The following is a 20,721-nucleotide window of genomic DNA, read 5'->3' on the forward strand; positions in this document are numbered from 1 at the left end:
GGAATCGGCTCCGGGCTTACAGCGTTGCAGCGGTCATGACAGAGACGCTGAAGCTGCCGGTGCTTCCGCTCGCCGACTCGGTGGTGCTGCCCGGCATGGTGGTTCCCGTCCGGCTCGACGAGCCGGAGATCCAGGCAGCGGTCGATGCGGCTTCCAGCGTCGACCGGAAGGTCCTCATCGTTCCTCGGCCCGACGGCAAGTACACGTCCGTCGGCACGATCGCCGTCCTCGAACAGGTCGGACGGCTCCCCAGCGGCGAGAAGGCCGCAGTGGTGCGCGGCGAGGGCCGCGCCCGCATCGGGATCGGCGTGTCCGGCCCCGGCAATGCGCTGTGGGTGGAGGCCACCGAGGTGGTCGACCCGCCCGCGAACGGGCGCACCCAGGAGCTGGCCAAGGAGTACAAGCAGCTGGTCATCGGCATCCTGCAGCAGCGGGGCGCCTGGCAGGTGATCGACTCCGTCCAGCAGATCACCGACCCCGGCCAGCTGGCCGACACCTCGGGGTGGGCCTCGTGGCTCGACCTGGAGCACAAGATCCGACTGCTCACCGAGACCGACGTCGCGAAGCGGCTCGAGCTGCTCATCGAGTGGAACAAGGAGCACATCGCGGAGCAGGAGGTCTCCGAGAAGATCTCCAATGAGGTCCGCGAGGGCATGGAGCGGACGCAGCGCGAGTTCCTGCTGCGCCAGCAGCTGGCCGCCATCCGCAAGGAGCTGGGCGAGGGCGAGCCCGACGGCTCCGACGACTACCGCGCCCGCGTCGAGGCCGCCGACCTGCCCGAGCACGTCCGCAAGGCCGCGCTCGTCGAGGTCGGGAAGCTGGAGCGCTCCTCCGACCAGAGCCCCGAGGCGGGCTGGATCCGCACGTGGCTCGACACGGTCCTGGACATCCCGTGGAACACCACCACCGAGGACTCCGACGACCTGAAGGCCGCCCGCGCGATCCTCGACGCCGACCACGCCGGCCTCGACGACGTGAAGGAACGGCTGATCGAGTTCCTGGCCGTGCGGTCGCGGCGCGAGCGGGCCGGCAAGGGCAAGGTCGGCGGCCGCGGATCGGGTGCCGTGCTGTCGCTGGTCGGGCCGCCCGGTGTCGGCAAGACGTCGCTCGGTGAGTCCGTCGCCCGGGCGCTCGGTCGCAAGTTCGTCCGCGTCGCCCTCGGTGGCGTGCGGGACGAGGCCGAGATCCGCGGCCACCGGCGCACCTACGTCGGCGCCCTGCCCGGACGCATCGTGCGGGCGATCCGCGAGGCCGGCTCGATGAACCCCGTCGTGCTGCTCGACGAGATCGACAAGGTCGGCAGCGACTTCCGCGGTGACCCCACGGCGGCGCTGCTCGAGGTGCTCGACCCGGCGCAGAACCACACGTTCCGCGACCACTACCTCGAGGTCGACCTCGACCTGTCCGACGTGCTGTTCCTGGCCACGGCCAATGCGTTCGACACCATCCCCGGCCCGCTGCTGGACCGCATGGAGGTCGTGACGCTCGACGGCTACACCGAGCACGAGAAGGTCGCCATCGCGCGCGACCACCTGCTGCCGCGGCAGATCGAGAAGACCGGTCTGGAGCCGTCCGACGTGGAGTTCTCCGACGTCGCGCTGGGCATGATCGCCGCCGAGTACACCCGCGAGGCGGGCGTCCGGCAGCTGGAGCGGGGCCTCGCGAAGGTCCTGCGGAAGGTCGCCGTCCAGATCGACACGGGCGCCGAGGTGCCCGTCCACGTCGACGCGGACGCGCTGGTCACCTACCTCGGCCGGCCGAAGTTCACGCCGGAGTCGGCGGAGCGCACGTCCGTGCCGGGGGTGGCGACCGGGCTGGCCGTCACCGGGGCCGGGGGCGACGTCCTGTTCATCGAGGCCACCTCGATGGACGGCGAGCCCGGACTGACCGTCACAGGCCAGCTCGGCGACGTCATGAAGGAGTCGGTGTCGATCGCCCTGTCCTACCTGCGGTCCCGCGGGCTCGCCGGGGACCTGGCGGCGCACAAGCTGCACGTCCACGTGCCGGCGGGTGCGGTGCCCAAGGACGGGCCGAGCGCCGGCATCACGATGACCACGGCGCTGGCGTCGCTCGCGAGCGGGCGGCCCGTCAAGTCGTCGGTCGGTATGACCGGTGAGGTCACGCTGCAGGGCAAGGTGCTCCCGATCGGCGGGGTCAAGCAGAAGCTGCTGGCCGCGCACCGGGCGGGCCTCACCGACGTGATCATCCCGAAGCGCAACGAGCCCGACCTCGACGACCTGCCGGAGAACATCCGCGGCGAGCTGCGGATCCACCCGGTGGCCGACGTGGCCGAGGTGCTGGAGCTGGCCCTGGAGCCGGCGAAGGTGCCCGCGGCGGTCTGAGGTCGTCGCAGTTCGAACGTCAGCAAGGCCGCCTTCACGACCGGATCGGTCCTGGAGGTGGCCTTGCTGTCGTTCCAGGCCCCTGCGGAACCACGGTGAAACGCCCATGAGACCACCCGTGGGCACCCTCGAGGTCGACCAACGGCGGGGGATCATGTGGCGGCCGGTACCAGCGCAACTCCTCCCGCAGAGGAGGACACGCACATGACCAGCACTGACATCCGCGACCACGCGCCGCTGCGCGCAGCCATGACGGGACCCGTCCTGGCGCCCGCCGATCCCGGCTACGACGAGGCCCGCTCCGTCTGGAACGGCGACATCGACCGTCGCCCGGCCGTCATCGCGCGGTGCACGGGCCCGGCGGACGTCGCAGCCGCGTTGGCGTACGCGCAGGAGACGGGGCTGCGGGTCGCTGTCCGCGGCGGCGGGCACGGCTACTGGGGGGCCGCCGTCCCCGAGGGCGGGATCATGATCGACCTGAGCCTCCTCGACTCGGTGACCGTCGATCCCGAGGCGCGCCGGGCCCGGGTCGGCGGCGGGGCCAAGCTCGCGCAGCTCGACGCGGCGACGCAGGAGCACGGTCTCGCCGTACCAGCGGGCACGGTGAGCCACACGGGTGTCGGCGGGCTGACCCTGGGCGGCGGTTTCGGCTGGCTCACGAAGCAGCACGGGCTGTCGATCGACAACCTGGAATCGGTCGAGATCGTGCTGGCCGACGGCCGGTGCGTGCGGGCGAGCGCCACCGAGCACCCGGACCTGTTCTGGGCTGTGCGCGGTGGCGGTGGCAACTTCGGCGTCGTGACGGAGTTCGAGTTCCGGCTGCACCCGGTGGGTCCGCTCGTGCACCTCGGCCTGTTCTTCGTCGAGCAGGAGCGGGCGACGCACGCGCTGCGGACCGCGCGTGACCTGTTCGACGACCTGCCCGCCGACGCCACCCCGGCGATCGCCTGCATTTCCGCGCCGCCGGCCCCGTTCGTGCCGCAGGAGCACCACTTCCGGCCGGGCGTGGCGATCATGGTCGTCGGGTTCGGCAGCGGCGAGGAGCACGCCGCGGCGGTCGCGCCGCTCCGGGCTGCGCTCGAGCCGCTGTTCGAGGCCGTCACCCCGCTGCCGTACGTCGCGCTGCAGCAGCTCCTCGACGACGGCGCGTTCTGGGGGGTGCGCGCCTACTCGAAGGGCCTCTTCCTCGACGAGCTGTCCGACGCCGCCATCGACGTCATCGCCGACCGCACCGGCCGCCGGGACGCGCCCATGTCCCAGCTGCTGACGTTCCCGCTGACGGGCGCCTACCGCGACGTCGCCGACGCCGACACCGCGTGGGGCGGCCGTCGCGACACCGGCTGGCTGATGGCGATCGAGGGTGTGGCGCCCGACCCGGAGTCGTTCGTCGGCGCACGGCAGTGGGCTCGCGACACGTGGGAGCAGCTCGTCCCGATCGCCGGCAGCCCGGCCGGGTACGTCAACACGATGCCGGAGCAGGACGACCGCGCCCTGCTCGCCACGTACGGGCAGGACAAGTACCGCCGCCTGGCGCAGGTCAAGGGGGTCTACGACCCCACGAACGTGTTCGCGGTGAACGCCAACATCAAGCCGGCCTGACACGCAGCACCGGTCGGGAATCTCACGCGGCGCGGGCTGTTGAACGTGCCATGCCTCTCCTTCCCGATCCCTCCACGGAGTTCGGTGCCCGCGTGGCGAAGCGGCTCGACGACGAGGTCGTCGCCTGGCTGACCGTCGTCGACTCGTCGGGTGTCCCGCAGCCGGCGCCGGTCTGGTTCCTCTGGGACGGCGAGTCCGCGCTGATCTACTCGAGGCGGGACGCGCGGCGGCTCGCCCACCTGGCCACGCGCCCGCAGGTGGCGCTGCACCTGAACTCGTCGGCGAGCGGGGGCGACATCGTGGTCCTGACCGGCGAGATCACCGTGGACAGCGCCGCGCCTGCGCCCCAGGACAACCCTCCGTACCTCGCGAAGTACGGCGATCGGATCGCGAACGGGTCGTGGCGGACCCCGGAGGTCTTCGCCGAGACCTACGGGGTGCCGCTGCGCTTCACCCCGCGCCGGGTCCGCGGGTTCTGAGCACTCCCGCTGGCTCAGTGGAAGACGACGGTGCGGTTGCCGTGCACCAGCACCCGGTCCTCCAGGTGCCAGCGCAGCCCGCGGGCGAGCACCAGCCGCTCGATGTCGCGGCCGCGACGGATCATGTCCTCGACGGAGTCGCCGTGGTCGACGCGGATCACGTCCTGCTCGACGATCGGGCCGGCGTCCAGCTCCGCGGTGACGTAGTGGCAGGTGGCGCCGATGAGCTTCACCCCGCGCGCGTGCGCGCGGTGGTACGGCTTCGCGCCGACGAACGACGGCAGGAAGCTGTGGTGGATGTTCATCGCCCGCCCGGCCCACGCGTCGCACAGCTCGGGCGGCAGGATCTGCATGAACCTGGCCAGCACCACCGCGTCCGGGTCGTGCTCGTCGACGAGCTTGCGCACCTCGGCGAACGCGGCCGCCTTGTCGGTGTCGGGGAACGGCACGTGGTGGAACGGCACGCCGTGCGCGCGCACGACCTCGCCCGCGACCTCGTGGTTGCCGATCACGGCGTCCAGCTGGACGGGCAGCTCGCCGAGCGACACCCGGCCGAGGAGGTCGTGCAGGCAGTGCAGCTCGCGGCTGACCAGCACCACCATCCGCTTGGCGACGCCGGTGTCGGTGACCGTCCAGGACGCGTCACCGAGGTCCGCGGCCACTTCGGCGAACCGGCCGCGCAGCTCGTCGAGCCCGAACGGGAGCGAGTCGGCGCGCACGACCTGGCGGGTGAAGAACCAGCCGGTCGCCGGGTCGGAGTGGTAGCCGGCCTCGACGATCCAGCCGCCCGCGTCGGCGAGGAACCCGGCGATGCGGGCGACGATGCCGGTGGTGTCCGAGCAGCTGAGCGTGAGGACGTAACGACGCTCGCCGTTGGGGTCTTCCGGTGTGCTCATGTGGCTCGCTGCTCCAACCATCGATTCGTGAACTGCGCCTCGAGCTCCATCAGCTCGCGCACCTTTCCGGCGACCATCTCCTCGACGCGCGCGCCGAACAGGGGCAGCGCCACCGAGACGTCGGCGTGCACCCGGAACTCGCTGCCGGAGCCCGGCACGTCGGCCACGGCGAGCTGCCCGCCGGCGGTCGCGGGCACCGGCGATCCGACGACCCGCACCTCGACCGTGCCGGTGTGCCCGTCCGGCCCGACCGTCCAGTCCTCGGTGCGCTCCAGCACCAGCCGGCCGGCCAGCAGGCCGCGGAGCGCGTCCGGCAGCCCGGCCGCGTCCAGCTCGTGGCGGAGCACGTACCGCGCCCCGTGCTCGTCGGCGTGGTGGGAGACGACGCTCGCCTCCCGTCCGCCGAGCTCGGCGAGCCGCGCGCGCAGGAACTCCGCGTCCACCAGCGCGCCGTACAGCTGGGCGGCCGGGAACGCCGTCGCGTACCGGTAGTCGATCTGGCTGGGCATTCTGCGGAGGCTACCGTTGCCCATCGTGACCGCCTCCGAGACGGCGTCCGTGTCGACCGCCGGCCTGACCACGCTGCGCCTCGGCGGCCCGGCGGCCCGGTTCGTCGACGCGGCCTCGGCCGACGAGGTCGTGGCCGCGCTGCGCGCCGCCTCCGACGAGGTGCTGCTGATGGGTGGCGGCTCCAACCTGGTGATCGCCGACGAGGGCTGGCCGGGCACCGTCGTGCGGGTGGGGTCGACCGGCCACACCGTGGCGCGCGAGGGCGAGTCGGTGCTGGTCACCGCGGAGGCGGGCACCGAATGGGACGCGCTCGTCGCAGCAACGGTCGCCGAGGGTTTCGGCGGGCTGGAGTGCCTGTCCGGCATCCCCGGCCGCACCGGTGCCACCCCCGTGCAGAACGTCGGCGCTTACGGCGTCGAGATCGCCGACGTGCTCGTCGACGTCGACCTCTACGACCGCCGCCGCGACGTCGTCCGCACCCGGGTCCCGGCCGCGGAGCTGGGCCTCGCGTACCGCACCAGCGTGCTGAAGGGCCGGGCCGACGTGGTCGTGCTGCGGGTACGGCTGCGCCTGACCGCCGACGCGACCAGCGCCCCCGTCCGCTACGCCGAGCTCGCCCGCACCCTCGACGTCGAGCCGGGGACGCGGGTGCCGGCGGCCGCCGCCCGCGCCGCCGTGCTCGGGCTGCGCCGCGGCAAGGGCATGGTGCTCGACCCCGCGGACCACGACACGTGGAGCGTCGGCTCGTTCTTCACCAACCCGGTCGTCGACGAGGAGCGCGCGCCCACCGATGCGCCGCGCTGGCCGGCCGCGGGAGGGCAGGTCAAGCTGCCGGCCGCGTGGCTCATCGAGCGCAGCGGGTTCGCCCGCGGGCACCAGGGACCCGGCGGCCGGGTGGCCCTGTCCGGCAAGCACGTGCTGGCTCTCACCCACCGTGGAGGTGGGCGCACCGCGGACCTGTTGGCGCTGGCCAGAGAGGTGCGCGACGGCGTGCGGGCACGGTTCGGGATCGAGCTTGCACCCGAACCGGTGTTGGTCGGGTGCCACCTCTGAGCTACGCCCGTACGGTGGGTCACAGGTTGCTCTGGGCGCTGGGCAACCCGATCCACGCGCGTGACGTCTTCAACGGGGACGTCGGTAGAGGGGTAGAGGAATGCGACGGGTATTACTGGCCATGGCCGTGGTGGTCATCGGGGTGGCCGGGGTGCTGTTCGCGACCACGGCGTCCGGTGGCCCCAACGCCCCGCTCGCGCCGAAGCCGCCTGCGGCGCAGGTCACCTACACGCCGGCCATCGCAGCCACCGACGTCGACCCGCACACGAAGGCCGCCGTCACCGCCACGGGCGGCAAGATCGTCGAGGTCAAGCTCACCAGCGAGAAGGGCGGCGACGTCGAGGGGAAGATCTCCCCGGACGGCACCCGGTGGGAGGCGAGCGGCCCGCTCCGCTACGGCGCCACCTACCAGTGGCTCGGTGCCGTCGAGGACCCCGACGGCACCCGCGCCCCGCTGCAGGGCATCTTCACCACCAAGGCGCCCACGAAGACCGTCCGCGGCACCCTGAACATCGGCGACGGCCGCACCGTCGGCATCGCCGCCCCGATCCGCATCCAGTTCAACGCCCACGTCGACGACCGGGCCGCCGTCGAGAAGGCGCTGAAGGTCACCACGCCCACGCCGATCGAGGGGTCCTGGGGCTGGCTGCCCGACGAGGGCGGCGGCTCCCGCGTCGACTACCGGCCGAAGGACTACTGGCCCGCCAACACGCAGGTGAAGGTCGAGGCCGACCTCGAAGGCGTCGACTACGGCGGCGGCGCTGTCGGCGCGGCCGACGTCTCCAGCACCTTCACCATCGGCCGCGCGCAGATCGTCAAGGCGGACGTGAACAGCTTCCGCATGATCGTCCTGCGCGACGGCAAGCAGGTCATGGACCTCCCCGCCAGCTACGGGCTCGGCGCCGACCCCGAGCGCAACACCCGCTCCGGCATCCACGTCGTCACCGAGAAGTTCACCGACAAGCGCATGGTGAGCGAGCGCTACCGCTACGACGTCATGGAGAAGTGGGCGGTGCGCATCTCCAACAACGGCGAGTTCATCCACGCCAACCCGGTCTCGGCCGCCGCGCAGGGCTCGTCCAACGTCACGCACGGGTGCGTGAACCTGTCCATCGACAACGCGCGCGCCTACTACGACACCGCGCTCTACGGCGACCCCGTCGAGGTCACCGGCACCCCCGTCCAGCTCGGACCGAAGGACGGGGACATCTGGGACTGGACCGTCCCGTGGGCTCAGTGGAAGACGATGTCCGCGCTGGACTGAGCGGGCCGGCCACGTTCGACGTCACACACGTACGGGCCCCTTCACACATGTCCGAACGTGTGTGAAGGGGCCCAGCGGTGTGTGAATTGCGGCGTTCGCCCGGGCTAGGCCTCGCGGTGCGCCCGCATCGCGTCGTACTGCGCCCGCGGCTTGATGACGATCTGGTCGAGGTTGACGTTGCTCGGGCGGGTGACGGCGAAGGCGATGACGTCGGCGACGTCGTCGCCGGTCAGCGGGGTGAGGCCGCGGTAGGGGGCGGCCGCCTTGTCCGCGTCGCCGTCGAAGCGGACGAGCGAGAACTCGGTCTCCACCAGTCCGGGCAGGATCTCGGTGAGCCGCACGGGCTGCCCGAGCAGCTCGGCGCGCAGGGTGCGGTGCAGCATCGCCTGGGCGTGCTTGGCGCCGGTGTAGCCCGCGCCGTTGTCGTACGGGCCGAGCGCGGCGATGGAGGTGACCGTGACGATGTGGCCGTCACCGGACGCGATCAGCGTCGGCAGCAGCGCCTTCGTGACGCGCAGCGTGCCCATGACGTTGGTCTCGAACATCCAGCGCCAGTCGTCCTCGTCGGCGTCGGCGACCGGGGCCAGACCCTTGGCGCCCCCGGCGTTGTTGATCAGCACGCGCGCTTCGGGGACGGCTGCGGCGAACGCGGCGACGGATTCGGCGTCGGTCACGTCGAGGGGGAGCGCGGTGCCGTCGATCTCCGCGGCGATCTTCTCGCAGCGGTCGAGCCGGCGGGCGCCGAGCACGACGTGGAACCCGGCTCCGGCCAGCGCGTGCGCGGTCGCGGCGCCGATGCCGGAGCTGGCCCCGGTCACGACGGCGGTCGGACGAGTCTCGGTCATGCGTTCTCCAGGCCTTGTTGTGCGGTGCGGGAGCCGCGCCGGGCTGCGGCGCGCTGCCAGCGGAAGATGCCGTAGCCGAGGCCGCCCAGAGCGGTGCCGACCAGGCAGGTGACGAACCAGATGTCGAGCGGCCGGCCGCCGGTCAGCGACGCGACGAACAGCGCCGCGGCGGCCAGTGCCCACAGCGCGGAGCCGACGGCGACGGCGTCGGTGATGCGGGTGAGCCGGGCGGGCAGCGGCGGCGGGTCGACCACGGCACCACCGTAACTGCGATCACCGGACTCCGTGGCAGGAGACCGCTTGCGCCCGCGAAAGAGGTTAGGCTAACCTTCATCACGTCGCTTCGTGGTGGGAGCGGCGCGTCAGTTCGGGAAACGGCATCGGGGTCCTGGCCACTCGGCCAGGACCCCGATCCGCTTCCGGGCTGGTGGGGTCTTCAGCCGGCCCGGTCGTCGAGACGCATCGCCGGGTGACCGGCGGCGGTCAGTGCAGCTACCAGTTCGGTCTCCGGCTCCGGCCCGGATGATCGGATCAGGACCGGCGGCACCGGCTCGGCCAGCTGCCCGCCCCCGAGCACCTCGTCCACGAGCCGGCGCAGCGCCGCCGCGTACGCCGCGACCGCCGGTTCGAGCTCCTCCCGTTCGAGCCCGAGCAGGTCGGCGGCCTCGGCCGGTGACTGGCCGAGCACCTCCCAGCGCGCCACGTATGGCAGCTCGACGACCGCGGCGAACCTCCTGCCCAACTGCTGCACCCGCGCCCGCGACGCAGCCGGCGCGGCGCCCGTGTGCGTCAGCGCGAGCACGGGTCGCAGCCCGAAGGGGGCCAGCCGCAGCGCCTCCGCCGCCCGCATCGACCCCCCACCGCCCCGGCACACGACGATGTCGGCCGCCGGCGCCCACGTGCCGGCGTCGCGCGCGTGCAGCGCCTCCGCGACCGTGCTCGCCCCCGTCCCGTGGCCGAGCCCGGTGACCACCGGGATGCGCAAGCGAGTCATCGCCGCGCGCCGAACGGCAGGGCCACCGCGTCGCCGTCGAGACTCGGATCCACCGGCTCCTCCGGCTCCTCGACGGGCACCGGCGGCGGCTCGTCCAGCTCCTCGCCGAGGTTCTCCTCCCACGCGTCGACGGCGAGCCTCCCGCCGCAGCGCACGACGGGCACGGACAGCCGGATCCAGTACGAGCCGAGCGCCTCCCAGCCGCGCGCCTGCGGGGCGGGCGCGACAGCGGGGATGCCTGCGGTGTCGGGCGCCTCGGCCCATTCCGGCGTGCCGGCGGCAGGCCGACCGGTCCGCCGGTACGGCGTGACCCGCACCCGGACGTCGACGAGCGTGCGGCCGTCGCCGTCGGACCGCACGCGGCCGGGCAGCGCGAACTCGGCGCGCTGCCGGCCCCGGCCGGACCAGCCCAGATGCGTGGGATCGGTGCCCGGGGACGACAGGTAGTCGACCAGGACCCGGCCCCGGCGCTGCGGATCGTCCTCGTCCCACGACAGGTAGTCGGCCGCGAACGCACCGGCCAGCGACGCCGACTCCGCGGGGTCGGGCGACGGGTCGGGGGAGGTGTCGAACGGGACCACCGGTGCCACGGGCTCTGCGGCGACGGCGGCGAATCCCTGCGGATCGGTCTCGGGATCGTCGCTCGCCTCACGACCCTGGCCGGCGTCGCCGAACAGTGCCGTGGACGGGCCCCACGGCGCCGGCGCGCCGATGCGCGGCGCGGCGGCGAGCCGCAAGGGCGGCGGAGCGGGGTCGTCGGGGACCCGGCCGAACAGCCGGAAGCGGGACACCCCGCTCACCGGAGGCAGGGGAGGGCGGCACGGTCGGGCATCGGGTTCCCCGTCTCTCGAGGCGATCGGACGTCCCGACTGTAAGGAGCGTGCCGCAGGCCCGCGGGCGTTTCGCAGATCCGTGTGCACCCGTGAACGTTGCGTCGTACAACTACCCTCAGGGCAGCGGCCACGTGTGGACGGGCTCGTTCGCCTGTGACGACGTCAGGTAGGCGTCCAGCATCCTGCGCAGGGCCTCGTCGCGCCCGAGGCCGCGGTTCTCCAGCGCGGCCACCGCGTCGAGCTGCCAGGCCGCACCCGACCGGCGGGTCGCGCAGCGCTGCTCGATGACCGACAGGTAGCGGTCGATCACCGAGCTGGCGACGCCGAACCGCGTCAGCCCCTGCGCGGCGTCCGGCAGGAGCTTGCGCAGGATCAGCTCGTCGGGCCGGATCCAGCCGGTGCCCGGCCAGTACAGCGGCCCGTCCAGCCCGTGCCGGGCGGCGGTCGTGAAGTTCTCCTCGGCCGCCTCGAACGACATCGACGTCCACAGCGGGCGGTCGGCCTCCACGAGCCCGCGCAGCAGGCCGTAGAAGAACAGCGCGTTCGCCACCATGTCGACGGGGGTGGGTCCGGCCGGCAGCACCCGGTTCTCCACCCGCAGGTGGGGTACACCGTCGGCGACGTCGTAGATGGGGCGGTTCCAGCGCCAGATCGTGCCGTTGTGCAGGCGCATCTCGTCGAGCATGGGGATCTGGCCGGCGTCGAGGTCGGCCAGCGGGTCGTCGTCCTGGGTGCGCGGCAGCAGGCCGGGGAAGTAGCGGCCGTTCTCGGTGAACAGGTCCAGCACGGAGGTGATCCAGCGCTCGCCGAACCAGACCCGGGGGCGCACGCCCTGGTTGCGCAGCTCCACCGACCGCACGTCGCACGACTGCTCGAACAGCGGGATCCGCGTCTCCGCCCACAGCCGCGAGCCCAGCAGGAACGGCGAGTTCGCCCCCACGGCCAGCTGGACGCCCGCCAGGCACTGGGCGGCGTTCCAGTAGGCGGCGAACGAGTCCGGGTGCACCTGCAGGTGCAGCTGCAGCGACGTGCACGCCGCCTCGGGGGCGATCGAGTCGAAGTCGGCGGTCAGGTGGTCGGCCCCCACGGGATGCCGCCCGGACGCGTCGTCGCCGGCGATGTCGAGCCGGATCGGCTCGCCACGGGCGGACAGCAGCTGCTCGTTGAGGACGGCGTAGCGGTCGTCCTCGGACAGCGACTCGAGCACGAGGTCGCCGCGCTGCAGGGTCGGCAGGATCCCGATCACCGCCGGACGGGCCTTGCGGTCGGCCGCTGCGCTCCGCACGAGCGCCAGCTCGTCCACCAGCTGCTGCTCCAGCTGCCGCCACTCGTCACCGGGGAGCGGGCGCGGCGGCAGGTTCAGCTCCATGTTCCAGCGCCCGAGCTCCGTGGTGAAGTCCGCCGAGCCGATCGCGTCGAGCACGTCGCGGCCGACCAGCGCGGGTGCGAGCTCGTCGTCGACGAGGTTGAACTCCAGCTCCAGGCCGGTCATCGGGTCGGCCCGGGCGAACCGCTGCTCGCGCAGCATCACGGCGAGCGCCTCGACGCAGCGCTGCACCTTCGCGCGGTAGTTCTGCCGATCCCGTCGACTGAATGTGGTCCGGTCGACGTCCTGGCCCACCGCGCGATGCCTCCTACAAGACCGGAAAACCCTCACGCCCGCAGTGCCGGCCGGGCGATTGTCCACCGTGACACACCCGTGATCGCTCCGCTACGGCTGACCGGGCGACGCGATCGCAGCGAGCTCCCTGACGCCTGCGAACATCGCGGACCGTGGCCACCATCACGCCGATCTCCGACGTCGCCGACCCGCGCGTCGACGACTTCCGCGATCTGACCGAGGCCGACCGCCGCCCCGACCGTCCCGGCGGCCGCGGACTGGTGATCGCGGAAGGGGTCGTGGTGGTGCGCCGACTGCTGGAGTCGCCCTACCCCGTCCGGTCGCTGCTGGGCGTCCCACGGCGGCTCGACGAGCTGGCTGCCGACCTCTCCGACGTGGACGTGCCCGCCTACGCAGCCGACGCCGACACGATGGCGTCCGTCGTCGGGTTCCACCTCAACCGCGGCGTGCTCGCCGTCGCCGACCGGGCCGTTCAGCCGACGGCGGCGGAGCTCGCCAGCACCGCGCGTGCCGTCGCCGTGCTGGAGGGGGTGAACGACCACGAGAACCTCGGCTCGGTGTTCCGCAACGCCGCAGCGCTCGGCGTCGACGCCGTCCTGCTGGGGCCGCGCTGCGCCGACCCGCTGTACCGGCGCAGCGTGCGCGTCTCCATGGGGCACGTGCTGCGGGTGCCGTTCGCGGAGCTGCCCGGACCGTGGCCGGGAGCGCTGGACGTGCTGCGCGCAGCCGGACTGCAGGTCGTGGCGCTCACCCCGGCCGCCGACGCCGTCCCGCTGCGGGCGGCCGGTCTCTCCGGCGCCCGGGTCGCACTGCTGCTGGGCGCGGAAGGCCCCGGGCTGACCGCCGAGGCGCTCGCCGCCGCAGATCAGCGGGTGTGCATCCCGATGGCGAGCGGAGTCGACTCGCTCAACGTCGCGACGGCCGGCGCGATCGCGTTCCACGCGGTGCTGGGCTGATCGACCTGTCGATCTAGGGTGGCCGACGTGGAGCTCGGCGACCGGCAACCCGGCGACCCGCCCCTGCCGCCGGACCTGCAGGCCGCGGTGGACGAGTGGAACGCCCACGCCGACGCGGTGGCTCGCGGCGGACGTCCGGAGGAGCTGGAGCTGCTGCGCCGGCGTGGCCGCCAGCTCGCGTCGCGGCTCTCCGGGGTGCTCGGGCGGCCGGTGGAGTTCGTCGACCCGATCGACGGCGTCGTCGAGTCGGTCACCGTCGGCACCGGGCCGCTGCCGCGGCTGCGCGAACCCAGCGGCCCCACCCCGTGGGTGACCGGGCTCGTCATCGCCGGGTTCACCGCGGTGTTCGTCGGGATCGCGGACGTGGCACTCAGCCGGGCCTTCGCCGACGCGTTCGGGGCGCTGTGGGTGCCCGCGAACCTGCTCGTCGGGCTGGGGCTGACGCCGAGCCTGTGGCTGATGCGGCGGATCGCGCTGTGGCGGTGGTTCTCCCTCGGCGCCGCCGTCGGGCTCGCGGCGGCGTGGGTGGTGCTGCTGCTGGGGCTGCTCGCTCCGTCCTGAGCCGGTCAGACCTCGGCGACCACGAACAGGAAGCGCGGCGCCGTCGTGAGCAGGCGCCAGGCCCGTGGATCGCTCTGCTCGACGTACGGCTGCGGGGCCGGCTCGTCGAGCGTCGAGAGCCGCAGCCCGGCCTCGGCGAGGGCGTCGATCATCGCGCGCAGCGGCCGGTGCCAGAACCGGACCCACGGCAGCGGATCCGCGAGGTCGGCCCGGTGCAGCGGCACCTCCGGCCCGAGGCGTTCCGCGGCGACCTCCAGCATCCCGGCGCTGGCGTCGACGCCGACCACGCGGGCACCCCGAGCCACCAGCTCGGCGGCGTGGGCGCCGGCGCCGCACCCGGCGTCCAGGACGTGCTTGCCGGCGACGTCACCGACCATCGCGAGGACGGCAGGACGCTCGTAGCCGGCGTTGAACGCCTTGCTCTCGTTGTGGGCGGCGTAGGACCGGGCGAACGAGTCGTAGTCGTTCGCTGCGGTCATCGCTGACCGCGGACTCCGAGCAGCACCTCGTCCCACGACGGCATGACGGGCTTGCCCTTCTTGGTGCGCTTCGGCGGCGCTGGCTCCTCGGCGACCGGTTCGGGCTCCGGCTCGACCGCGACGGGTTCCGGCTCCGGCTCCGGCTCGGGTTCCGGGACCGGCGGCGGTGTCGGCCGTGCTGCGGGGCGCGCGGGCGGCGCCGACTCGATCGGCTCGGCCTGGCGCTGCGCAGGCGGTGCGGCCGGCCGCTCGGGCGCCGCCGAGCGGGCCGCGGGCGCGCCGGCGCCGTCGGCGGTGCGCCGGGCGGCGACGCGCTGCTCCTCCGGGTCGGCCGCCGGGGTGTCGGCCTCCGGGCGGGCCATGTCGATCACCGGACCGACGGTGCGCAGTGGGCGCTGCGGGAGACCCTCGACGAGGTCGCTGGCGTGCTCGTCCAGCGCGGTGACGGTGCCGCCGTGCGCGCCGGGCTGGAACGTCCAGTGCGCGGTGTTGTCCGACCGGCCCGCGCGCCACGACAGCGCGACGACCCACCGGCCGTCCTCGCCCTTCCACGAGTCCCACTCCGTGTCGGAGTAGTCCAGGCCGCGTAGGCCGAACGTGTGCGCGACGACGTCGCCGAGCATCCGCGAGTCGGCGCCCTCGGCGCGCATCGGATGGGCGCGCTGCGCCACCTCCGCGGTGCGCGACCGTTCCAGCAGGACCGGGTAGGCGAAGCGTTCGATCTTCGCGATGGGGACGCCGGCGGCGGTCGCGACCTGCTCGACGGACGCACCGGCCCGGATGCGGGCCTGGATCTCGCGTGGGCGCAACTGGCTCTCCAACTCGATCGCGATCTGTCCCAGCCGCGTCAGATCGCCGCGGGCCGCGGCGCGCAACTGCTCGTCGGCGGGGACCACGAAGCGCTCCTGACGGCCGGGCTCCTCGAGGACGACGGAGAGCGCTCCGTTGTCCTCGGTGATGCCGACGACTCGTAGCGCGCGCATCTGCTCCCCTGCCGCCCTGCTCTCGCTGCGTACTTCTCCCCGTCCGAGTGACGGTAGATGCCGTTTCGCAACCCGCCTCGGAGGCGCGCCGAAGCGACATCCCCCGGTTCGGGGGGTAGAACCTCCGACCACGACCCGTCGGACACGGAGCGTGGCACCATCCAACCTATCGATCACGGCCCGCGCTCGTTGCCACCGCTACCGCAGGTTCACCCGATGCGGTCGACCACCCAGTCGATGCACGTGGTGAGCGCGGCGACGTCGGCCGGGTCGACCGCGGGGAACATGCCGATGCGGAGCTGGTTGCGGCCCAGCTTGCGGTAGGGCTCGGTGTCGACGATGTCGTTGGCCCGAAGGACCTTCGCGACGGCCGCCGCGTCCACCGCGTCGGTGAAGTCGATGGTGCCCACGACCTGCGAGCGCAGCGCCGGGTCGGTGACGAAGGGCGTCGCGAACTCGGACTTCTCCGCCCACGCGTAGAGCGTGCTCGACGACTCGCGGGTGCGGGCGACGCAGGCGTCCAGACCGCCGAGGGAGAGCATCCAGTCGATCTGCTCGGCCATGAGGATCAGCGTGGCCAGTCCGGGAGTGTTGTAGGTCTGGTCCTTGAGCGAGTTGTCCATGGCCGTCGCCAGCGACAGGAACGGCGGGATCCACCGGTCCGACGCCGCGATCTCGGCGGCGCGCTGCAGCGCGGCCGGGCTCATCAGGGCGATCCACAGGCCGCCGTCGGAGGCGAAGCCCTTCTGCGGCGCGAAGTAGTACACGTCGGAGTTGCGGACGTCGACCGGCAGGCCGCCGGCGCCCGAGGTCGCGTCGATCAGCACGAGCTGGTCCGACGTCGCCGACGTCGGCCGCACGACCGGCACCGCCACGCCGGTGGACGTCTCGTTGTGCGCCCACGCCACGACGTCGCAGCTCTGGTCGCTGGTCGGCTCGGGGGCGCTGCCCGGGTCGGCCTTCACCACGACCGGGTCGGCGAGGAACGGGGCGCCCTTGGTCGAGTCGGCGAACTTGGCGGAGAACTCGCCGTACACAAGGTGCAGGGCGCGGTTCTTGACCAGGCCGAACGTCGCGACGTCCCAGAACGCGGTGGACCCGCCGTTGCCCAGCACGACCTCGTAGCCGTCGGGCAGGGAGAACAGCTCGCGCAACCCGGCGCGAACCCGTCCCACGATGGCCTTGACCGGCTGCTGCCGGTGGGAGGTGCCCATCACAGCGCCCGAGGCGGCCAGCGCCTGCAGCTGCTCGGGTCGCACCTTCGACGGCCCGCAGCCGAACCGGCCGTCGGCGGGGAGGAGCTCGGCGGGGATCGTGAGATCGGCGGTCACGGCGTCCAGTCTCGCACCGACGTCGGGCGCACCTCACGCCGACCGGTCGCCGCGGTAGGTGCGCCGGTACGCCAGCGGTGCCACCCCGATCGCCGCGTGCAGGTGCTGCCGCAGCGACGCGGTGGTGCCGAAGCCTGCATCGGCCGCCACCCGCTCTACGGGCAGGTCGGTCGCTTCCAGCAGGCGCCGGGCCAGGCTGACGCGCTGGGCGATGAGCCACTGCGCCGGGCTCTGCCCGGTCTCCTGGCGGAAGCGACGCGTGAACGTGCGGACGCTGGTGCGGGCGTGCGCGGCGAGGTCGGCGACGGTGAGCGGCTCGGCGAGCCGGTCGAGCGCCCAGGCCTGCGTGGGTGAGGTTCCGGGGCCGTCCGGGTGGGGCGGGGGCTCGGCGAACTGGCTCTGCCCGCCGTCGCGCCACGGCGCGACGACCGACCGGCGCGCCACCCGTTGCGCGACCGCGGCGCCGTGGTCGCGCCGCACCACGTGCAGCAGGAGATCGATGCCGGCTGCGTTGCCGGCGGAGGTCAGCACCTCGTCCTCGTCGACGTACAGCACGTCGGGATCCAGATCGACCTGCGGGAACAGCTGCCGGAACCGGTCGGCGTGCATCCAGTGCGTGGTGGCGCGCCGGCCGTCGAGCCGGCCGGCGGCGGCGAGCACGAACGCCCCGGTGCAGATGGACACGAGCCGCGCGTCGAGCCCGTCCAGCGCGGCGGCGAGCGGTGCGTCGAGCTCGCCGCGGCGTACCGTCGGATGGTCGTAGACGCCCGGGATCACCACCGTGTCGGCCTCGCGCAGGATCGACGCGTCGTGGTCGGGCAGCACGGTGTACTCCGCCGACGTACGGACGGGACCGCCGTCGAGGCTGGCCGTGCGGACCCGGTAGAGCGGCCGCTCGGCGTCGTCGCGGGCGCTCCCCAGGAACTTGTGCGGCAGACCCAGCTCGAACCCGACCACGCCCGGCAGCGCCAGCACCGCGACCTCATGCATGGCCGGATCCTTTCATATGTTGGCCTTCCGGCCACTGGTTGATCGGCGACCCGTCGGCGAGGGTTGACCGGTGACCGTGCTCCCTCTCCGGCGCGTCCACCCTGCGTGGTGGGTCGCCGCTGCGACGTTCCTCGCCCTCGTCGGCGCCGCCGGCTTCCGCGCCGTCCCCGGTGTGCTCATGGACCCGCTGCAGGCCGAGTTCGGCTGGTCGACGGCCACGATCTCGCTCGCCGCCGCCGTCAACATGGCCCTCTACGGGATGACGGCGCCGTTCGCCGCCGCGCTGATGGAGCGCTTCGGCATCCGGCCGGTGATCACGGCCGCGCTCGTGGTCGTGGCGGCCGGCAGCGGCCTCACCGTGTTCATGACGGCGAGCTGGCAGCTGGTGCTGTGCTGGGGCGTGCTCGTCGGGCTCGGCACCGGATCGATGGCCCTCGCGCTGGTCGCGACGATCACCGGCCGCTGGTTCGTCGCTCGCCGCGGGCTCGTCTCGGGCGTGCTCACCGCGGCCGGGGCGGCAGGTGGGCTGGTGTTCCTGCCCCTCGTCGCGCACGTGGCGCAGGACCAGGGCTGGCGGGCGGCGTCGCTGTGGGTGTCGTTCGCGGCGCTGGCCGTCGTCCCGGTGGTGCTGTGGCTGATCCGGGAGCGCCCGGCCGATCTCGGGCTCGCCCCGTACGGCGGCACCGACGCCGACAACCTGGCCCCCGTGCGGACCGGGGCCGCCCGCGTCGCCGTCCAGGCGCTCGCCGACGGAGTGCGCTCGAAGGCGTTCTGGTTCCTCGCGGTCGGCATGATGATCTGCGGCGCCACCACGATGGGCCTGATCCAGCCGCACTTCGTGCCGGCCGCGCACGACCACGGCATGCCGGCCACGACGGCCGCGGGCCTGCTCGCGCTCGTCGGGATCTTCGACGTCGTCGGCACGATCGCGTCGGGCTGGCTGACCGACCGGGTCGACCCGCGCAAGCTCCTGCTGGCCTACTACGTGCTGCGCGGCTGGTCGCTGCTGGCGCTGCCCGTGCTGTTCGGATCCACGGTGGAGCCGCCGATGCTCGCCTTCATCGTGTTCTACGGGCTCGACTGGGTGGCGACGATCCCGCCCACCATGGCGCTGTGCCGCGAGGCGTTCGGCGCGCGGGCACCGGTGATGTTCGGCTGGGCGTTCGCCAGCCACCAGGTCGGGGCCGCGCTCATGGCGGTGGTCGCCGGGATCGTCCGCGACGAGGTCGGCAGCTACGACCTCGCCTGGTACGTCGGTGGCGCCGTCTGCGTGCTCGCCGGGGTGGTGTCGCTGTTCGTGCCGAAGCGCCGCGTCGCGGTCCCGGTGGTGGTGGCCGCCGGTTAGGTCCGCTGCCACCACGGCGCTGGGGACGGGGTGGCGGACGACGTCAGCGGCACACCGGTGCCCAGCGGCACCACCACCCCGTCGAAGACGCGTGCCTGAGGCGTGGCGAGCACCCAGCCCTGCAGGGACAGCGTGGCCCCGGCGACCAGCGCACCGATCTTGAGCGCGGTCAGCCGGCCGGCGTCGACGACGGCCTCGGCGGCGCGCACGGTCAGCGCCAGCTCGACCGTGAACTCGAGCGTGGCGACGACCTGCCCGTCGACCAGCACGTCGACGACGGGCTCGTACGTCCTGGGGAAGCTGCGCTCGGCCAGCACGACGTCCTCCGGCGGACCTGGTGCGTCCCGCGTCCGGCGGGCCGCCTGCGCCAGCGCGCCGGCGGTGGACAGCCCCGCCACGAGCGCGTCCCCGACCCCGATCGACAGCTGCTGCTGGAGCACCTCCGCGATACGCGCCTCGGCGATCGCGCCGACGGCCGCGACCAGGCCCGGCAGCGCGCGCCGCGCGAACCCCCTGTCGCGCAGAGCGTCACCCGTCGGACCGAGCACCTCGGCGATCGTCGGTGGGGCGCTCATCGGGTGCTCCTGGCGACGACGCGCACGGACACGTCCGCGCCCGATCCCGGACCAGGTGGCACCACCGGCCCGACGGTCATGCCGGCCGACCGGGCGGCGACGTCGGGCAGCCGGCCGCGGGACTGTCGAGGGATCGGGGGCGCTGCCGCGGCGACGGGGCGGGGTCGGCGGCGCAGGGCAGCAAAGGCGAGGGCCGCGACGACCACACCGACCGCCACACCGATCCCCAGTCCCGATCCGCCCTCGTGCGGAGGTGGACCGGGCTGCGGGACGTACGGCACCGAAGGGCGGGGCTCCGCCGTGGTGGGGCCGGTGCCGGTGCCCACGGTGAGCGTTCCCGTCGCGGTGGACGTGCCGGGCAGGAACCGGTTCTGGCACGTCGCGACGACCTGGTGGTCCGCGGTGGCGATGCCGGACGGCACGGTGAACGTGGTGCGGAACGTGCCCCGGTTCGACGCGCCCTCCTGGACGGTCTCGCTGGCAACGAGTGCACCGTCGAGGGTGATGGCCACCTCGACCGGGGCGGGTCTGCCGTCGTGCGTGGTGAAGTCGTCGATGCAGTCGTCGAAGCCCGTGCCTTCGACGGCCACGGTGCCGCCTGGCCGCGCCGATCTCGGCGTCAGCACGATCCGCTGCCGATTGGCCGGACCCACGACCGTGACGTCCTTGGACTGGTGCACCTTCCGGTCCTCGACGCAGGAGGCTTCGATGCTGGTGGGGCCGGGCCGCGTGTCAGCCGGGATCTGCACGCGTTCGGTGAAGGTTCCGTTCGGCCGCACGGCGATGGGGTCGCCGAGAGGATCCGCGCCGATGGTCGCGAGGACGGTGGCGCAGGTGAAGTCGGTGCCACCGATGTCGAGGATCATTCCGGGCACGATCGGGCCGTCGGGAACGAACAGCGTCGGCGGCGGTGGGTGCGGAGTGGTGGTGAGCACCAGCGCCACGAGTCCCTGCACCAGCCGCCGCATCCGCCCGCCTCCCCCGACGCCTGTCGAGGACGCTAGGCCGCGGTGCGGTCACGCACATCGGGGCTGGCACCGAGACGGAGACGCAGAACGGCCCTCC

The 20,721-nt window shown here is 73.4% G+C and carries 21 protein-coding genes; 8 read left to right on the forward strand and 13 right to left on the reverse strand.

The genetic code is table 11. From position 1 onward, the window contains the following. The first annotated feature begins 35 nt into the window (after window positions 1-35). From lon to ACQEVB_RS09935, 3 genes are all read left to right on the forward strand, one after another. Complete coding sequence (lon, locus tag ACQEVB_RS09925) at window positions 36-2,342, forward strand: endopeptidase La (protein ID WP_432967865.1); 2,307 nt, start codon at window positions 36-38, stop codon at window positions 2,340-2,342. A gap of 204 nt (window positions 2,343-2,546) precedes the next feature. Next, on the forward strand, window positions 2,547-3,941 hold the full coding sequence (locus ACQEVB_RS09930; RefSeq protein ID WP_432967868.1) for an FAD-binding oxidoreductase: 1,395 nt from the start codon (window positions 2,547-2,549) through the stop codon (window positions 3,939-3,941). 50 nt (window positions 3,942-3,991) lie between these two features. Beyond that, the gene (locus ACQEVB_RS09935) at window positions 3,992-4,420 is read left to right on the forward strand and encodes a TIGR03667 family PPOX class F420-dependent oxidoreductase (protein ID WP_432967871.1); all 429 of its coding nucleotides are present in this window, start codon (window positions 3,992-3,994) and stop codon (window positions 4,418-4,420) included. A gap of 14 nt (window positions 4,421-4,434) precedes the next feature. Here the strand turns inward: ACQEVB_RS09935 and purU are convergent, their stop codons facing one another. Next, window positions 4,435-5,316 carry a formyltetrahydrofolate deformylase gene (gene purU, locus ACQEVB_RS09940; protein ID WP_432967874.1) on the reverse strand — a complete coding sequence of 294 codons (882 nt, stop codon included), beginning with the start codon at window positions 5,314-5,316 and terminating at the stop codon, window positions 4,435-4,437. Then, window positions 5,313-5,825, reverse strand: coding sequence for a DUF2505 domain-containing protein (locus tag ACQEVB_RS09945; protein WP_432967877.1), 513 nt, complete (start codon window positions 5,823-5,825; stop codon window positions 5,313-5,315). The genes purU and ACQEVB_RS09945 overlap by 4 nt, the downstream gene beginning before the upstream one ends. A 25-nt stretch (window positions 5,826-5,850) precedes the next feature. Between ACQEVB_RS09945 and ACQEVB_RS09950 the strand changes: the two genes are divergently transcribed. Beyond that, window positions 5,851-6,879, forward strand: a complete 1,029-nt coding sequence (locus ACQEVB_RS09950; protein WP_432967880.1) for a UDP-N-acetylmuramate dehydrogenase — start codon at window positions 5,851-5,853, stop codon at window positions 6,877-6,879. A gap of 121 nt (window positions 6,880-7,000) precedes the next feature. After that, the gene (locus ACQEVB_RS09955; RefSeq protein WP_432967883.1) at window positions 7,001-8,143 is read left to right on the forward strand and encodes a L,D-transpeptidase; all 1,143 of its coding nucleotides are present in this window, start codon (window positions 7,001-7,003) and stop codon (window positions 8,141-8,143) included. Window positions 8,144-8,247: 104 nt separating this feature from the next. Here the strand turns inward: ACQEVB_RS09955 and ACQEVB_RS09960 are convergent, their stop codons facing one another. From ACQEVB_RS09960 to ACQEVB_RS09980, 5 genes are all read right to left on the reverse strand, one after another. Beyond that, a complete protein-coding gene (locus ACQEVB_RS09960; protein WP_432967886.1) occupies window positions 8,248-8,988 on the reverse strand; it encodes an SDR family NAD(P)-dependent oxidoreductase in 741 nt (246 codons plus the stop codon). Then, the gene (locus tag ACQEVB_RS09965) at window positions 8,985-9,242 is read right to left on the reverse strand and encodes a DUF2530 domain-containing protein (RefSeq protein WP_432967889.1); all 258 of its coding nucleotides are present in this window, start codon (window positions 9,240-9,242) and stop codon (window positions 8,985-8,987) included. The genes ACQEVB_RS09960 and ACQEVB_RS09965 overlap by 4 nt, the downstream gene beginning before the upstream one ends. Before the next feature lie 182 nt (window positions 9,243-9,424). Continuing rightward, window positions 9,425-9,973 carry a hypothetical protein gene (locus tag ACQEVB_RS09970; protein WP_432967892.1) on the reverse strand — a complete coding sequence of 183 codons (549 nt, stop codon included), beginning with the start codon at window positions 9,971-9,973 and terminating at the stop codon, window positions 9,425-9,427. Window positions 9,974-9,978: 5 nt separating this feature from the next. Next, a complete protein-coding gene (locus ACQEVB_RS09975; RefSeq protein WP_432967895.1) occupies window positions 9,979-10,782 on the reverse strand; it encodes a hypothetical protein in 804 nt (267 codons plus the stop codon). A gap of 148 nt (window positions 10,783-10,930) precedes the next feature. Beyond that, complete coding sequence (locus ACQEVB_RS09980) at window positions 10,931-12,436, reverse strand: glutamate--cysteine ligase (protein WP_432967898.1); 1,506 nt, start codon at window positions 12,434-12,436, stop codon at window positions 10,931-10,933. A gap of 152 nt (window positions 12,437-12,588) precedes the next feature. Between ACQEVB_RS09980 and ACQEVB_RS09985 the strand changes: the two genes are divergently transcribed. Both ACQEVB_RS09985 and ACQEVB_RS09990 read left to right on the forward strand, forming a co-directional pair. Beyond that, complete coding sequence (locus ACQEVB_RS09985) at window positions 12,589-13,392, forward strand: TrmH family RNA methyltransferase (protein ID WP_432967901.1); 804 nt, start codon at window positions 12,589-12,591, stop codon at window positions 13,390-13,392. Window positions 13,393-13,419: 27 nt separating this feature from the next. After that, window positions 13,420-13,953, forward strand: a complete 534-nt coding sequence (locus ACQEVB_RS09990) for a DUF2537 domain-containing protein (RefSeq protein ID WP_432967904.1) — start codon at window positions 13,420-13,422, stop codon at window positions 13,951-13,953. 5 nt (window positions 13,954-13,958) lie between these two features. Here ACQEVB_RS09990 and ACQEVB_RS09995 read toward each other — a convergent pair whose 3' ends face one another. The 4 genes from ACQEVB_RS09995 to ACQEVB_RS10010 form a co-directional block, all read right to left on the reverse strand. After that, complete coding sequence (locus ACQEVB_RS09995) at window positions 13,959-14,432, reverse strand: methyltransferase domain-containing protein (protein ID WP_432967907.1); 474 nt, start codon at window positions 14,430-14,432, stop codon at window positions 13,959-13,961. Next, window positions 14,429-15,415 (reverse strand): septation protein SepH, encoded by a 987-nt coding sequence (gene sepH, locus ACQEVB_RS10000; RefSeq protein ID WP_432967910.1) that lies wholly within the window; start codon window positions 15,413-15,415, stop codon window positions 14,429-14,431. Before sepH ends, ACQEVB_RS09995 begins: the two co-directional genes overlap by 4 nt. A 209-nt stretch (window positions 15,416-15,624) precedes the next feature. After that, window positions 15,625-16,746, reverse strand: a complete 1,122-nt coding sequence (serC, locus tag ACQEVB_RS10005) for a phosphoserine transaminase (RefSeq protein ID WP_432967913.1) — start codon at window positions 16,744-16,746, stop codon at window positions 15,625-15,627. 33 nt (window positions 16,747-16,779) lie between these two features. Beyond that, window positions 16,780-17,736, reverse strand: coding sequence for a GlxA family transcriptional regulator (locus tag ACQEVB_RS10010; protein ID WP_432967916.1), 957 nt, complete (start codon window positions 17,734-17,736; stop codon window positions 16,780-16,782). A gap of 70 nt (window positions 17,737-17,806) precedes the next feature. Between ACQEVB_RS10010 and ACQEVB_RS10015 the strand changes: the two genes are divergently transcribed. Then, window positions 17,807-19,081: an MFS transporter gene (locus ACQEVB_RS10015; protein ID WP_432967919.1), complete on the forward strand. Its 1,275-nt coding sequence runs from the start codon at window positions 17,807-17,809 to the stop codon at window positions 19,079-19,081. Here ACQEVB_RS10015 and ACQEVB_RS10020 read toward each other — a convergent pair. Next, window positions 19,078-19,656, reverse strand: a complete 579-nt coding sequence (locus ACQEVB_RS10020) for a hypothetical protein (RefSeq protein ID WP_432967922.1) — start codon at window positions 19,654-19,656, stop codon at window positions 19,078-19,080. The two genes, ACQEVB_RS10015 and ACQEVB_RS10020, sit on opposite strands and share 4 nt — an antisense overlap. Then, window positions 19,653-20,624, reverse strand: coding sequence for a hypothetical protein (locus ACQEVB_RS10025; RefSeq protein ID WP_432967925.1), 972 nt, complete (start codon window positions 20,622-20,624; stop codon window positions 19,653-19,655). Before ACQEVB_RS10025 ends, ACQEVB_RS10020 begins: the two co-directional genes overlap by 4 nt. Window positions 20,625-20,721: the final 97 nt, after the last annotated feature.

The organism is Pseudonocardia sp. CA-107938, assembly GCF_050936315.1.
Lineage (GTDB): Bacteria > Actinomycetota > Actinomycetes > Mycobacteriales > Pseudonocardiaceae > Pseudonocardia.